Source organism: Stenotrophomonas sp. S4 (assembly GCF_054187805.2).
In genome coordinates, this window is record NZ_CM196188.1 from 4,111,943 (window position 1) to 4,125,266 (window position 13,324).

Below are 13,324 nucleotides of genomic sequence, written 5' to 3' on the forward strand. Positions count from 1 at the left end.
CAATGAACATGGTGATGCTCCCCCCCCGCGTCCGCATGTGGAATCGGGATGGCTGGTACCTCTACTTCGACCCGCACAACTTCAAATGGGTGCGGGTGAACGATTCCGGCCACTTCATCCTGACCCGGTTGCAGCTGTACCGGACCACCGAGGACATCGTCAGCGAAATCGTCGAGCGCTTCGGCATGACCGAGGACATTGCGCGCACGGCAGTGCATCAGTTCGTTGACGATCTTTCCAGCGTCGGCTTCCTGCACCACGACGAGTACGACGAAGGCGAACGGCCGACCTTTGGTCCTCGTGCTTTCGCACACACGGTGTACATGCACCTCACCAACAACTGCAACCTCAAGTGCCCGTACTGCTACAACAAGAGTGATCGGGAGTACAAGATCAAGATGGAGAAGCAGGGCAGGATCGCTTCGATCCTGACCACCGACGAGAGCAAGGCGCTGATAACCCGACTGGTCGAGAACGGCGTCAAGCACCTGGTCTTCACCGGTGGCGAGCCACTGATGAGACCAGACGCGCTGGAACTGTTCGAGCACGCCCGATCCCTGAGCAGCACGCTCAAGATCGAGGTACTGACCAATGGCATCCTGATCAAGGATGCGGTCGCCGAGAAGCTCTGCGAGTTCGTCAACATGGTGACCATCAGCCTGGATGGGCATGAACGGCACATGCATGAGCGCTACCGGGGACGCAACACGTTCGCACCAACGATCCGCGGCATCCGCAAGCTGGTTGAGGTTCGCAAGCGGCGCGGCAAGCCCGGCCCACGCATCTCGCTGGTGCCCGCGCTGACTGACAAGAACATCGGGTTCATGAAGGAGATCTACGAGTTCGCGCTCGATGATCTCGGTGTTGACGGCCTCGCTCCGATCCTGTTCCAGGCCGGCGATCACCAGGAGCTGAGCATCCAGCAGATCCCCACCCTGGCCGAATGGGGACTCGCCCAGAACCGTACCCGGGACTATCTGCGAGGCCGTACGCCGCAACCGGTGAAGACCGCGCCCCCATCCCCCGTCGTGCCGCGCAACCACTGTGGCGTGGGCGAAGGTGAGTTCAGTGTTGATCCGGCGGGATTCGTATACCCGTGCCAGACGATGCATTTCGACCAGTTCATCTGCGGAAACGTCAGGGAACTGGATATCAAGGAGATCTATGACACATCGCCCGTCATGCGTCGCGTCAGGACGGCGGTTGTCGACAATCTGGATGTCTGCAGGCATTGCGACGTCAAGTACTTCTGCAACGGCGGATGCAGGTCTACCGCCTTCAATGTCTATGGTGAGTTCGAAAAGCACAACGAACTCTACTGCAGGCATCTCGAGAAGCTTGCCGTCGACCGCATGTGGGCAAACTGCGAGTTGCCGCTTCACGCCACGGAAGGTGTCTGTGCGTAGTGCCGTGAGCCCGTGTTGCGGTTAAAGGCGGGCCGTGCATGTGCACGGCTCATGGTTGTACACAACGAAGGAGAAAACAGCATGTTCAATCCTCAGGTGTTTACCGGTACGCAGGACCTGCAGGCAGCTGCAGGCGCATGTGGTTGCGGCTGTGCATGCAGCGGCGGCGGTGCGGGTGGTGGCAGCGGCAGCGGCGATGACTCGATGCAGCAGCTGTAAAGCCGGCTGAAAATCCCCCCTTGAGCCAATGCTCAAGGGGGGATCCTGACAACGCACCAGAAAATTCCACTAGGGACATCGCATGAAACGCCATGTTCACCTGATGGGAATCGTCTTTGCCGTGGCAGCCATGAGTGCCTCGGCAGCGCCCCATTCAACATTCACGCCCTCGGCCGGATTCTCGATCACCGATGGCACGCTCTATCGTGGCAACGCCGCGATCGCCAGCCATTTTTCCATCTCCAGAACCGAGATCGGGTACCTCTTTGTCTATGTCCCGCAGTTCGGCCTGATCACGCTTTCGACCAGTACGTTCCCCGGGGCCCAGGCGCACGGGCGTATTGAGAACCAGACGCTTCGATTCAATGCCGACGGTGAGGCTTTTGTCCTGACCAGCCAGTCCCCCCTGCTGGCTTCCGGGGAGAGCGTGGCGTGGGTCAGCGTGGACAGGACGTTCGCCCTGCGTGGAAAGCGTGCCGTAGTCGCCTATGGCGACAACCCCGGCATGCCGTACGACTGGCCCATGCGAGAGGTTGCACGCAAGTAGCGGAGGCAGCCGTTGACGCAGCGGGACATGAGGAACTCTCTCCGCCGCACATCTGCTCATGCCTGCATCAGAGAAGATCATCATCAGACAGGACGGATTCCATGGGATCGAATGCACTTGAAAGCATGAGCAGTCACTCGACGCAGGACATCATCGTCGAAGGACCGCTGCTGGGCGAACTGCGTGGAAGCGGCCGCGGGGGCCTCGCCGGCTACCTCAGCGTCGGCGGCTACGATACCCTGGCCCAGGCAATGCGAGGGGGCGCTGCAGATGCATTGGCACGCCTGGCTGCGTCCGGCCTGCGCGGACGGGCGGGCGGTGGCTTTCCCACCGCAGTGAAGTGGAAGCAGGTCCGTGACAACAGCGCAGCAGCGCGCTTCTTCGTCTGCAATGCCAATACCGGCCAACTGGGCGGCGGCAAGGAATCCGCACTGATCAGGCTGAATCCGCACGCCGTCATCGAGGCTGTTGCACTTGCAGCAAGTATCGTGGGCGCGCAGGTCGCCTTCATCCACCTCGGGCAGTCGCTTGAGCATGAGCAGCAACTACTGGAGGCTGCTGTGCAGGAGGCGCGCATGCAGAAGCTCCTGGACCCTGCAGCCTGTGACATCCGAATCGAGCGGTCTGAAAGTGGCTATCTGGCGGGGGAAGAAACCGCACTGCTGGAACTGCTTGAGGGCCGACCAGGCCGTCCACGTGGCAAGCCAGCGATGCCGACCCGCAGCGGTTTCCAGAAGCAACCCACGGTAGTGAACAATCTCGAGACCGTTCTGCAGGCCCTGCTGGCCATCCGGCTCGGTCCCGAGCAGTTCCGTGCAGTCGGCAGCCGGTACGCCAGTGGAACCACCATCTTCAGTGTTGTCGGGGATGTGGCCCGCCCGGGACTATATGAGCTTCCGCTGGGCACTGCGCTCGGCTCCCTCATCCATGAACACGCCGGTGGCATCTCCGGGAACGGGTCCCTGAAGGCAGCACTTGTTGGCGGCACGAGTGGAACCGCGGTCGGAGCGGAACACGCGGACCTGCAACTGGACTATGACAGCCTGGCCGGCATCGGCGGCAGCCTGGGCAGCGGGGTCATCATCGTACTGTCCGATAGAACCTCGATGGTGGGTGTCGCACGCGACCTCGCCAGGTTCTATCACCAGAACTCCTGCGGCAAGTGTGCTCCCTGCAAGGATGGAACGCGGCGCGCCTATCACATGCTGGACAACCTTGATCGGGTTGATGAGAGCGCGACCGACTGGCAACTTTCGGTGGAACCCACCAGCTCCCGGAAGATCCCGATGCTGCTGGTCAACGCCGCACCGCCCAAACGTGCAAGCATCAGCTATACCGATTCAGGGATCGGGCTGGAGAAGATCCGACTGATCTGCACCTGGTACTCCACCCGGGGTGATTGCCATCACCCAACGGAGTCCTCGCGCATGCTGCAGAGCCTGCTGGATGGATTCACCGACGAGTTTGAAAGGGAACGCGCAGCACCGGCAATGGACCAGGATGCGATGCTCTCGACGATGCCGGCAAGCTGACTCTTGGAAGCGACCCAACGGACGGGCCTGGCTGCATGGTCAGGCCCAGGTGCGACACTTGGAGACGATGTGTGCTTGCCTACTATGTGAATCTGGCCCTACGCAGCTTCAAGCGTAACAAGGGCCTGACGATGTTGATGATTGCGGCCATCGGAGTGGGTATCGGCGGCTCGATGACGGCGCTGACGGTCTTCTCCGCCCTGTCGGGAAACCCCATTCCCGCCAAAAGCGAGCGCCTGTTCTATCCACAGCTCGATCCTCGCCCAAAGAGCGATCAGGCCGCTGATGGGGAGCCGGCCGAACAATTGACCCGGTTCGATGCAGAAGCCCTGCTCCGCGATCGCAAGGCTGACCGCCAGGCGGTGATGGTTGGCGGCAGTGTGGCCGTTGAACCGGAGGCATCCCATATCCGGCCATTCATTGTCGACGCACGGTACACCTCGGCAGACTTCTTCCCCATGTTCGAGGCACCCTTCCGATATGGCGGGGGCTGGAGCGCCACCGAAGACCAGGGCCGGGCGCAGGTTGCGGTCATCTCGAAGGCGCTGAACGAAAAACTGTTCAGCGGTTCCGACAGCACCGGCAAGAGCCTTCTGGTTGCCGGTCGCCGGTTCCAGATCATCGGCGTTCTTGACCAATGGCGGCCGATGCCGAAGTTCTACGACATGACCAACGATCGCTTCAGCGACGTGGAACAGGTCTTCGTGCCGTTCTGGACCGCGCTTTCGCTGAAACTGGGCATCCAGGGCAGCATGAACTGCTGGGGCGACGTCAGCGCGGATCCAGAAGGCGCGCAGGCCCTCAATGCGCCATGTTCCTGGCTCCAGTACTGGGTCGAGCTTCCGACCGTTGAGCGCGCACAGGCCTATCAAAGGTACCTGCAGAGCTACTCCGAGCAACAACGGGCGGCCGGGCGATTCCAGCGCCCCAGCAACGTCAGGTTGCACAACGTCATGGACTGGCTGGACCAGCGCGGTGCGGTGCCTGCCGATGTGCGGCTGCAGCTCTGGGTGGCCCTGGGCTTCCTGCTCGTATGCCTGCTCAACACGGTGGGCCTGCTGATGGCGATGTTCATGCGACGCGCGCCTGAAATCGGCGTCCGCCGTGCACTGGGCGCTTCTCGTCGGGACATATTCCGGCAATTCCTGGTCGAGGCCGGGACCATCGGTCTGGTTGGCGGTGGCGTCGGGCTGCTGCTCGCCAACATCGGCCTGTGGGCGGTTCGCCATCAGTCCCACAGCTATGCATCGGAAGTGCACATGGGCATGTCGATGCTGCTTGCAACGTTCGTACTTTCGGTTTCTGCCAGTCTGGCCGCAGGCATTTTTCCCGCATGGCGAGCAATGCAGGTAAGTCCTTCGGTGCAGGCAAAGCTGCAATAGGAGAACCGCGGCGGTGCGTGCCCGCGCCTGCACCATGAACCGCCTGCTGCATCCAGCCGTAACGTCGCACCCTTCTGTTCCGGAGATTCCATGAGTATCGGCCCCATCCTCTCCAGTCTCAAACGCAACAAGATCCAAGCGGTTCTGATCATTCTCGAGATCGCGCTCAGCTGTGCGATCGTCTCCAATGCGACCTTCATGATCAGCCAGCGGTTGGAGCGCATGGAGCGGGCGACCGGCTTGGCCGACGACCAGGTCGTGAGGATCAACGTCGCGGGTATTGGCGAGAGTGAGAACCCCGGAGCGCAGGTGCGGCAGGATCTGGCGGAGTTGCGCTCGATCGCCGGCGTCAAGGCCGCCACCAGCCTGAATCATGTTCCGTTCGACAATTCCGCCTGGAATGGATCGGTTCGGCTGGATCGAAACCAGCGCGGCCCCAGCCTCAACGTCGCCATGTACCTGGGCAAGGATCTGCTCGATACCCTTGGACTCACGCTGGTGGAAGGACGGGATTTCTCTCCCTCCGAATACGTCGACTGGGAACAGTTCAATAGCGGTGGCCCGGCGCTGCGGGTGCCATCGGCCATCATCACCCGGGACGTGGCGGAGAGGCTGTTTCCGGGGCAGAGTGCCATTGGCAAGGAAATCTACGCGTGGAACCCTGACAATTCTCCACACCGCATTGTCGGCGTGGTCGAACGCCTGATCCGGCCAAACGACAATGGCGGCATCGAGAACGCCGGCTTCTCGCTGTTGCTACCGATGAAGGATCTGACGATGGGCCGGTTCGCGCTCCGGACCGATCCGTCACAGCGTGAGGCGGTCGAGAAGGCCGCGATCGCAGCGCTCGAACGCAGCAGCAACCGTCGCGTCATCATGGAGCACGCCGCCTTCACCGACGTGATGCGGCAGTACTACCAGAAGGATCGTGACATGGCGTGGCTGCTGGCCATACTCATGATGGGGCTGTTGGCGATCACCGCGCTGGGGCTGTTTGGAATCGCCAGTTTCTGGGTCTCGCAACGGACCCGCAGCATCGGCATCCGGCGCGCGCTCGGTGCAACCCGCAGACAGATCCTGCGCTACTTCCAGCTGGAAAATTTCCTGTTGGTGAGCATCGGCATCGCGCTGGGCATGATTGGCGCCTACGGAATCAACCAGGTGCTGATGAGCCACTACGAGCTGGATCGCCTGCCCGCGCTCTATCTTCCCGTCGGCGCGGCGCTGCTGCTGCTTATCGGCCAGCTGGCGGTATGGTCGCCCGCGCGACGCGCATCCTCGGTAGCACCCGCCGTTGCCACTGGCGGCTTCTGAGGCGCAACAAGCAGTGAAGACGCTGTCGCCCGCACCGTGCCTTCATTGATCACCGTAGCCGGCTTCCACCCTGTACCTGCGCAGGCTCCTGGAAGCCTGCGCAGTTGCCGATGCCCGCGTGGCGTCTTACTCCACCGTCACGCTCTTGGCCAGGTTACGCGGCTTGTCCACGTCGGTGCCGCGCGCCAGCGCGGTGTGGTAGGCCAGCAGCTGCACCGGAATGGTGTGCACGATCGGGCTGAGCACGCCGGCATGGCGCGGCGTGCGGATCACGTGCACGCCTTCGGACTCGTTGAAGTTGCTGTCCTGGTCGGCAAACACGAACAGCTCGCCACCACGGGCGCGCACTTCCTGCATGTTCGACTTCACCTTCTCCAGCAGGCTGTCGTTGGGGGCGATCACCACCACCGGCATGTCCTCGTCCACCAGCGCCAGCGGGCCGTGCTTCAGCTCACCCGCCGGGTAGGCCTCGGCGTGGATGTAGGAGATCTCCTTGAGCTTGAGCGAGCCTTCCAGCGCGATCGGGTAATGCAGGCCACGACCGAGGAACAGCGCGCTGCTCTTGCGCGCGAAACGCTCGGCCCAGGCGGCGATCTGCGGTTCCATGTTCAGTGCGTGCTGCACGCTGCCCGGCAGGAAGCGCAGCTGCTCCAGGTAGTCCGCTTCCTGCGCCGCGTCGATGCGGCCATGCAGCTTGCCCAGCACCACGGTCAGCTGGAACAGTGCGGCCAGCTGGGTGGTGAAGGCCTTGGTCGACGCCACGCCGATCTCGGCGCCGGCACGGGTGTAGCAGACCAGCTCGCTGGCGCGCGGAATCGCGCTTTCCGGCACGTTGCAGATCGACAGCGTGTGCTTGTGGCCAAGCGACTTGGCGTACTTCAACGCTTCCATCGTATCCAGCGTTTCGCCGGACTGGGAAATGGTGACGATCAGGTGCTTCGGGTTGGCATACGCGGCGCGGTAGCGGTACTCACTGGCGATTTCCACACTGCACGGCAGGCCGGCGATGGCTTCGATCCAGTAGCGCGCGGTCAGACCGGAGTAATAGCTGGTACCACAGGCAATGATCTGCACGCCCTCGATGCCCGACAGCACCGCTTCGGCGTTCTTGCCGAACAGTTCGGCCGGGAAGCCACCGGCGTCGATCGCCGCCTCGATGGTATCGCCCAGCGCGCGCGGCTGCTCGTGGATTTCCTTCTGCATGAAGTGGCGGTACGGACCCAGCTCCAGCGAAGCCAGCGACACATCGGACAGATGCACGTCGCGCTCGATCGGCTGGTCATGCTCGTCGAAGATGCGCACGCCATCGCGACGGATCTCGGCGGTGTCGCCCTCTTCCAGGAAGATCACCTTGCGGGTGGCCGAGATCACCGCCGAGACGTCGGAAGCGACGAAGTTCTCGCCCTCGCCCAGGCCGATCAGCAGCGGGCAGCCCATGCGCGCGCAGACGAAGCGCTCCGGCTCGGCGCGGCTGACCACGGCCAGCGCGTAGGCGCCGGTCAGCTCCTTCACCGTGTGCTGCAGCGCCACCAGCAGGTCGTCGCCGCCCTTCAGGTGATGGTGGATCAGGTGCGCGATGACTTCGGTATCGGTCTGCGACTCGAAGGTGTAGCCCATCGCACGCAGCTTCTCGCGCTGCTCTTCGTGGTTCTCGATGATGCCGTTGTGCACCAGCGCAACGCCCTGGCTGATGTGCGGATGCGCGTTGGCCTCGGTGACGCCCCCATGGGTGGCCCAGCGGGTATGGCCAATGCCCAGCACCGCATTGAAGCCTTCGGCTTCGGCTGCCATCGCCATTTCCGATACGCGGCCGGTACGACGGACGCGACGTACTTCGGGGCGCTCGGCATGGTCGATCACCGCGATGCCCGAGGAGTCGTAACCACGGTACTCAAGCCGCTTCAGGCCCTCGATCAGCACCGGCACTACGTCGCGATCGGCGATTGCACCCACGATTCCACACATGTCACGCGTTTCCTTGAAGACGATCGGCGCATTCTAGCCCGCGTGTCCGGCTTCCCCCTCCTGTCCGCTTAATGAAAGTGTCCGGAAAGGTGTCCGCGGACACCCGGACACTTGAGCGCCCCACCCAACCCATTGACCTGAAAGGAAATAAAGTTGGCACGCTACATGCTTGGTAATAACTACCACCGTCAGGCACGCACCCGATGATCCGCGACACTTCCGCACAGGACCAGATCGTTTCCTCCGCCCCGGCCGGCGCCACCCGCGCCAACTGGCAGCGTTACCGCTGGCCGGCAGTGGGCGCCATCGTGCTGCTGGCCGGCATCGGCTGGGCCGTGCACGCGTGGTCCAACGCCAGCCGCTCCTTCGACAGCAGCCGCGTGCGCATCGCCGAAGTGAAGCGTGGCGACCTGGTCCGTGACATCGCCGCCGACGGCCGGGTGATCGCCGCCAACAGCCCGATCCTGTACGCCATCTCGGCCGGTACCGTGGACCTGAAGGTGGTCGCCGGTGACGTGGTCAAGAAGGGCCAGGAACTGGCGATCATCGACAGCCCGGAACTGCGCAGCAAGCTGGCCCAGGAACAGGCCACCCTGGCCGGCCTGGAAGCCGAGGCCAGCCGTGCCGCGCTGGATGCCACCCTGGCCCGGGCCAAGTCGCGCAAGGAAACCGACCAGGCCACGATCGAACGGCAGGCCGCCGACCGCGACCTGCAGCGCTACCAGCGCGGCTACGACGGCGGTGCGGTGCCGCAGATCGACCTGGCCAAGGCCAAGGACTCCCTGAAGAAGGCCGACATCACTCTGGTCAACGCCACCACCGATGCGCGACTGCAGAGCCAGGGCGCGGACCTGGATGCCCGCAACAAGCGCCTGCTGGCCGACCGCCAGAAGGCCGTGGTGGCTGAAGTACAGCGCCAGGTCGATGCACTGACCCTGCGCGCACCCTTCGACGGCCAGGTCGGCCAGGTGCAGGCCATCCAGTCCACCAACCTGGCCGCCAATGCGCCGGTGCTGGGCGTGGTCGACCTGTCCAAGTTCGAGGTCGAGATCAAGGTGCCGGAAAGCTTCGCCCGTGACCTGGCGATCGGCATGCCGGCGCAGCTGACCGGCGGCAACGGCAAGCCGTTCCCGGGCGAGATCAGCGCGGTGTCGCCGGAAGTGGTCAACGGCGAGGTCAATGCCCGCGTGCGCTTCGCCAGTGAGCAGCCGGAGGGCCTGCGCCAGAGCCAGCGGATGTCGGTGCGCGTGCTGCTCGATACCCGCAAGGACGTGCTGAAGGTCGAGCGCGGCCCGTTCGTCGAACAGGGCAATGGCGTGGCCTACGTGATGGATGGCCGCACCGCAGTGCGGCGTCCGGTGGAACTGGGCGTCAGCAGCCTGGGCGAAGTGGAAATCAAGTCAGGTGTGCAGCCGGGCGACCGCATCGTGGTCTCCGGCAGCGACCTGTTCAAGGACGCCGAACGCGTCTCCGTCAACTGATACCTGAATCCTGGAGAGAGGACACCCCATGTACATGCTCGAAATGCGTTCGGTCGCCAAGGTCTTCCGCACCGAACAGGTGGAAACCCACGCGTTGCGCTCACTGGAACTGCAGGTCAAGGAAGGCGAGTTCGTCGCCGTCACCGGTCCGTCCGGCTCCGGCAAGACCACCTTCCTCAACATCGCCGGCCTGCTGGAAACCTTCACCAGCGGCACCTACATGCTTGACGGCCAGGACGTGAGCACGCTGGGCGATGACGCCCGCAGCCGCCTGCGCAACCAGAAGATCGGCTTCATCTTCCAGGGCTTCAACCTGATCCCCGACCTGAACCTGTTCGACAACGTCGACGTGCCGCTGCGCTATCGGAAGATGAGCGCCAACGAGCGCCGCGAACGCATCGAGAAGGCGCTGACCCAGGTCGGCCTGGGCTCGCGCATGAAGCACTATCCGAATGAACTGTCGGGCGGCCAGCAGCAGCGTGCGGCGATCGCGCGTGCGCTGGCCGGCAGCCCGCGCCTGCTGCTGGCCGACGAACCGACCGGCAACCTGGATACGCAGATGGCGCGCGGCGTGATGGAACTGCTGGAGGAGATCAATGCCGCTGGCACCACCATCGTGATGGTCACCCACGACCCGGAACTGGCCGCGCGCGCGCAGCGCAACGTACACATCGTCGACGGCCAGGTTACCGACCTGGTGCGCGAGCCGGTGCTGGCCACGCCGCGCCACATCGTCGCCGTCAACGAGTGAGGTCACTCCCATGTTCGCCTACTACGCCCGATTGGCGGTACGCAGCTTCCGCCGCAACAAGATCCTGACCGCGCTGATGGTGGTCGCCATCGCGCTGGGCATCGGCGCCTCGATGACCACGCTGACGGTGTTCCACGTCCTGTCCGGCGACCCGATTCCCGGCAAGAGCGACCAGCTGTTCTATGTGCAGGTCGAGCCGCGCCCGCGTGGCGGCTACACCCCGGGTGAGGAGCCTGAGGAACAGATGACCCGGCGCGATGCCGAGACCCTGCTGCGCGAGAAGCGCGGCGTCCGCCAGGCGATGATGAGTGCGGGCGGCGGCACGGTGGAACCGGAGCTCAGCACGCTCAAGCCGTTCTCGGTGGATACGCGCTGGACGTCGGCTGATTTCTTCCCGATGTTCGACGTGCCGATGCAGTACGGGCGCGCCTGGAGCAGCAGCGACGATGACAGCCGCAGCCGCGTGGTGGTGCTGTCGAAAGCGATCAACGACAAGCTGTTCCAGGGTGCGGACAGCACGGGTCGCGAGATCCGCCTGAGTGGCCACTCACTCCGGGTGATCGGCGTGATGAAGAAGTGGAACCCCGAACCCCACTTCTTCGATCTGACCACCGGCAACTACGGCAAGGATGAAGACCTGCTGGTGCCGTTCTCCACTGCGATGGACCTGGAGTTCGGCAGCAACGGCAACATGAACTGCTTCGGCGAGAATCCGGATGGCAGCAGCAACTCGATCAGCGCACCCTGCAGCTGGATCCAGTATTGGGTGGAACTTGACCCGGCCAAGGTCGAGGACTATCGCAGCTACCTGGTCAACTACTCGGACCAGCAGCGCGCGGCGGGCCGTTTCGAGCGTCCCACCAACGTGCGGCTGCGCCCGGTGATGGAGTGGTTGACGTTCAAGAACGCCGTGCCCAGCGACGTGCGCCTGCAGATGTGGCTGGCATTGGGCTTCCTCGGCGTCTGCCTGGTCAACACGGTGGGCCTGCTGCTGGCGAAGTTCCTGCGTCGCAGTGGCGAGATCGGCGTGCGCCGTGCCCTCGGTGCCAGCCGTGGGCAGATCTTCCTGCAATGCCTGGTTGAAGCCGGTGCGGTCGGCGCTGCCGGCGGCGTGCTCGGCATCGGCCTGGCCCTGCTCGGCCTGTATGCGGTACGCCAGCAACCCGTGGACTACGCGAACCTGGCCCACCTGGACGGCAGCATGCTTCTGCTGGCCATCGGCCTGACCCTGTGCGCCAGCCTCGCCGCCGGTTTCCTGCCCGCCTGGCGCGCGATGCAGGTTACCCCGGCCATCCAGCTCAAGTCGCAGTAAGCACGAGTACGAGGACCTCCCATGGATATCCGCCCCATCCTCAGCACCCTGCGCCGTCACAAGACGGCCGCCGCCCTGATCGTGCTGGAAGTCGCCCTGACCTGCGCCATCGTCTGCAATGCCCTGTTCCTGGTCACCCAGCGCGTTGAACGGATCAGCCAGACCAGCGGCCTGGCCGAAAGCGAGCTGGTGTTCGTCCGCGTCAGCGGCATCGGCAAGCAGACCAATGGCCAGGCCCGCACCCAGGAAGACCTGTCCGCCCTGCGCGCAGTTTCCGGGGTGACCGCTGCGGCCAAGGTCAACCAGCTTCCGTTCCGCCCAAACTCCTCCAATACCAGTGTTTCGCTGAAGCAGGAGCAGGAACGCCCGACCGCCTTCGTCACCATGTACATGTTTGGCGAAGGCGGACTGCCCACGCTCGGGCTGCAGCTGACCGCCGGCCGTGACTTCCAGTCCAGTGAATACAGCAACTTCGAGGACGCACAGAAAAACGCTTCAACCAACACCGCCTCCTCGGTGATCATCAGTCGCACGCTCGCCGACAAGCTGTACCCCGGTGAGAATGCGCTGGGGAAAACGTTCTACATGGGCAAGCAGCCACTGCACGTGGTGGGCATCGTCGCTTCATTGGCCACCCCCACCGATTACAACAACAACACCACGCTGTCGATCGTGCTGCCTGTGCGGACTGACTTCACCCAGGGTCCGTACGTCCTGCGCACCGCTCCGGAACGGCGCGAGGAAGTGCTCAAGGGTGCGATCGCCGCGCTTGAACGCAACGACCCCAACCGGCTGGTGCGTGAAAAGCTGACCTATGAGGCGCAGCGCAATGACTACTTCAAGAACGACAGGGCCATGGTCGGGCTGCTGATCACCGTGTGCATCTCGCTGCTGGTGGTCACGGCACTGGGCATCATCGGCCTGGCCAGCTTCTGGGTACAGCAGCGCAGCAAGCAGATCGGCATCCGCCGCGCACTCGGTGCCACCCGCGGGCAGATCCTGCGCTACTTCCAGACCGAGAACTTCCTGCTGGCCACGCTGGGTATCGTGCTGGGCATGCTCGCCGCCTATGCGATCAACCTGGCGTTGATGAACATGTACGAGCTACCGCGCATGCCGCTGCTGTACCTGCCGCTGGGCGCGCTGCTGCTGTGGGCACTGGGCCAGATTGCGGTGTTCGGCCCAGCCCGCCGCGCCGCCGCGGTGCCGCCAGCTGTCGCCACGCGGGGCAGCTGAGGCCACGCCCGTCCCGGCCGGGCCGCGCTGCCGGCCCGGCTTACAAGACTCCCCCCCCGAGGGCGGCCCCTGCGCCGCCACGGGTTTGGCTATGCTTGGTGGGTGGCGCCGGGCTCTCCCGGCGTATGGACACGAACACGGCTCCATCGGCGCCGCCCATCCCTTTCTGCAGAACCGCT

At 63.9% G+C, this 13,324-nt stretch carries 11 protein-coding genes; 10 read left to right on the forward strand and 1 reads right to left on the reverse strand.

The genetic code is table 11. The features are described 5' to 3' along the window. The first annotated feature begins 2 nt into the window (after positions 1–2). The 6 genes from ACUZUJ_RS19120 (at position 3) to ACUZUJ_RS19145 (ending at position 6,400) form a co-directional block, all read left to right on the forward strand. Positions 3–1,406 (forward strand): PqqD family peptide modification chaperone, encoded by a 1,404-nt coding sequence (locus ACUZUJ_RS19120; protein WP_158298010.1) that lies wholly within the window; start codon positions 3–5, stop codon positions 1,404–1,406. Between the two features lie 81 nt (positions 1,407–1,487). Then, on the forward strand, positions 1,488–1,625 hold the full coding sequence (locus ACUZUJ_RS19125; protein WP_157804500.1) for a hypothetical protein: 138 nt from the start codon (positions 1,488–1,490) through the stop codon (positions 1,623–1,625). An 82-nt stretch (positions 1,626–1,707) separates the two neighbouring features. Then, positions 1,708–2,172, forward strand: coding sequence for a hypothetical protein (locus tag ACUZUJ_RS19130; protein ID WP_049445945.1), 465 nt, complete (start codon positions 1,708–1,710; stop codon positions 2,170–2,172). 101 nt (positions 2,173–2,273) lie between these two features. Further along, positions 2,274–3,704, forward strand: coding sequence for an NADH-ubiquinone oxidoreductase-F iron-sulfur binding region domain-containing protein (locus ACUZUJ_RS19135; RefSeq protein WP_080347529.1), 1,431 nt, complete (start codon positions 2,274–2,276; stop codon positions 3,702–3,704). Positions 3,705–3,775: 71 nt separating this feature from the next. Continuing rightward, positions 3,776–5,086, forward strand: coding sequence for an ABC transporter permease (locus tag ACUZUJ_RS19140; RefSeq protein WP_101766113.1), 1,311 nt, complete (start codon positions 3,776–3,778; stop codon positions 5,084–5,086). A 90-nt stretch (positions 5,087–5,176) separates the two neighbouring features. Further along, positions 5,177–6,400 carry an ABC transporter permease gene (locus tag ACUZUJ_RS19145; protein WP_049445938.1) on the forward strand — a complete coding sequence of 408 codons (1,224 nt, stop codon included), beginning with the start codon at positions 5,177–5,179 and terminating at the stop codon, positions 6,398–6,400. Positions 6,401–6,526: 126 nt separating this feature from the next. Here the strand turns inward: ACUZUJ_RS19145 and glmS are convergent, their stop codons facing one another. Next, positions 6,527–8,365: a glutamine--fructose-6-phosphate transaminase (isomerizing) gene (gene glmS / locus ACUZUJ_RS19150; protein WP_049445935.1), complete on the reverse strand. Its 1,839-nt coding sequence runs from the start codon at positions 8,363–8,365 to the stop codon at positions 6,527–6,529. Between the two features lie 203 nt (positions 8,366–8,568). Here glmS and ACUZUJ_RS19155 point away from each other — a divergent pair, with 203 nt between their 5' ends. The 4 genes from ACUZUJ_RS19155 to ACUZUJ_RS19170 are packed head-to-tail and all read left to right on the forward strand — an operon-like array spanning position 8,569 to position 13,145. Then, positions 8,569–9,846, forward strand: coding sequence for an efflux RND transporter periplasmic adaptor subunit (locus ACUZUJ_RS19155; RefSeq protein ID WP_049445934.1), 1,278 nt, complete (start codon positions 8,569–8,571; stop codon positions 9,844–9,846). Positions 9,847–9,874: 28 nt separating this feature from the next. Next, positions 9,875–10,597 carry an ABC transporter ATP-binding protein gene (locus ACUZUJ_RS19160; RefSeq protein ID WP_005419487.1) on the forward strand — a complete coding sequence of 241 codons (723 nt, stop codon included), beginning with the start codon at positions 9,875–9,877 and terminating at the stop codon, positions 10,595–10,597. Between the two features lie 10 nt (positions 10,598–10,607). Then, positions 10,608–11,909, forward strand: a complete 1,302-nt coding sequence (locus ACUZUJ_RS19165; protein WP_049445932.1) for an ABC transporter permease — start codon at positions 10,608–10,610, stop codon at positions 11,907–11,909. Positions 11,910–11,930: 21 nt separating this feature from the next. Next, positions 11,931–13,145, forward strand: coding sequence for an ABC transporter permease (locus ACUZUJ_RS19170; RefSeq protein WP_101766116.1), 1,215 nt, complete (start codon positions 11,931–11,933; stop codon positions 13,143–13,145). The last annotated feature ends 179 nt before the right edge of the window (positions 13,146–13,324 follow it).

Bases quoted from the DNA above. Each gene is read 5' to 3' on its own strand.
- ACUZUJ_RS19120 (WP_158298010.1), top strand. From the start codon at position 3: ATGAACATGGTGATGCTCCCCCCCCGCGTCCGCATGTGGAATCGGGAT.
- ACUZUJ_RS19125 (WP_157804500.1), top strand. From the start codon at position 1,488: ATGTTCAATCCTCAGGTGTTTACCGGTACGCAGGACCTGCAGGCAGCT.
- ACUZUJ_RS19130 (WP_049445945.1), top strand. From the start codon at position 1,708: ATGAAACGCCATGTTCACCTGATGGGAATCGTCTTTGCCGTGGCAGCC.
- ACUZUJ_RS19135 (WP_080347529.1), top strand. From the start codon at position 2,274: ATGGGATCGAATGCACTTGAAAGCATGAGCAGTCACTCGACGCAGGAC.
- ACUZUJ_RS19145 (WP_049445938.1), top strand. From the start codon at position 5,177: ATGAGTATCGGCCCCATCCTCTCCAGTCTCAAACGCAACAAGATCCAA.
- glmS (WP_049445935.1), bottom strand. From the start codon at position 8,365: ATGTGTGGAATCGTGGGTGCAATCGCCGATCGCGACGTAGTGCCGGTG.
- ACUZUJ_RS19155 (WP_049445934.1), top strand. From the start codon at position 8,569: ATGATCCGCGACACTTCCGCACAGGACCAGATCGTTTCCTCCGCCCCG.
- ACUZUJ_RS19160 (WP_005419487.1), top strand. From the start codon at position 9,875: ATGTACATGCTCGAAATGCGTTCGGTCGCCAAGGTCTTCCGCACCGAA.
- ACUZUJ_RS19165 (WP_049445932.1), top strand. From the start codon at position 10,608: ATGTTCGCCTACTACGCCCGATTGGCGGTACGCAGCTTCCGCCGCAAC.
- ACUZUJ_RS19170 (WP_101766116.1), top strand. From the start codon at position 11,931: ATGGATATCCGCCCCATCCTCAGCACCCTGCGCCGTCACAAGACGGCC.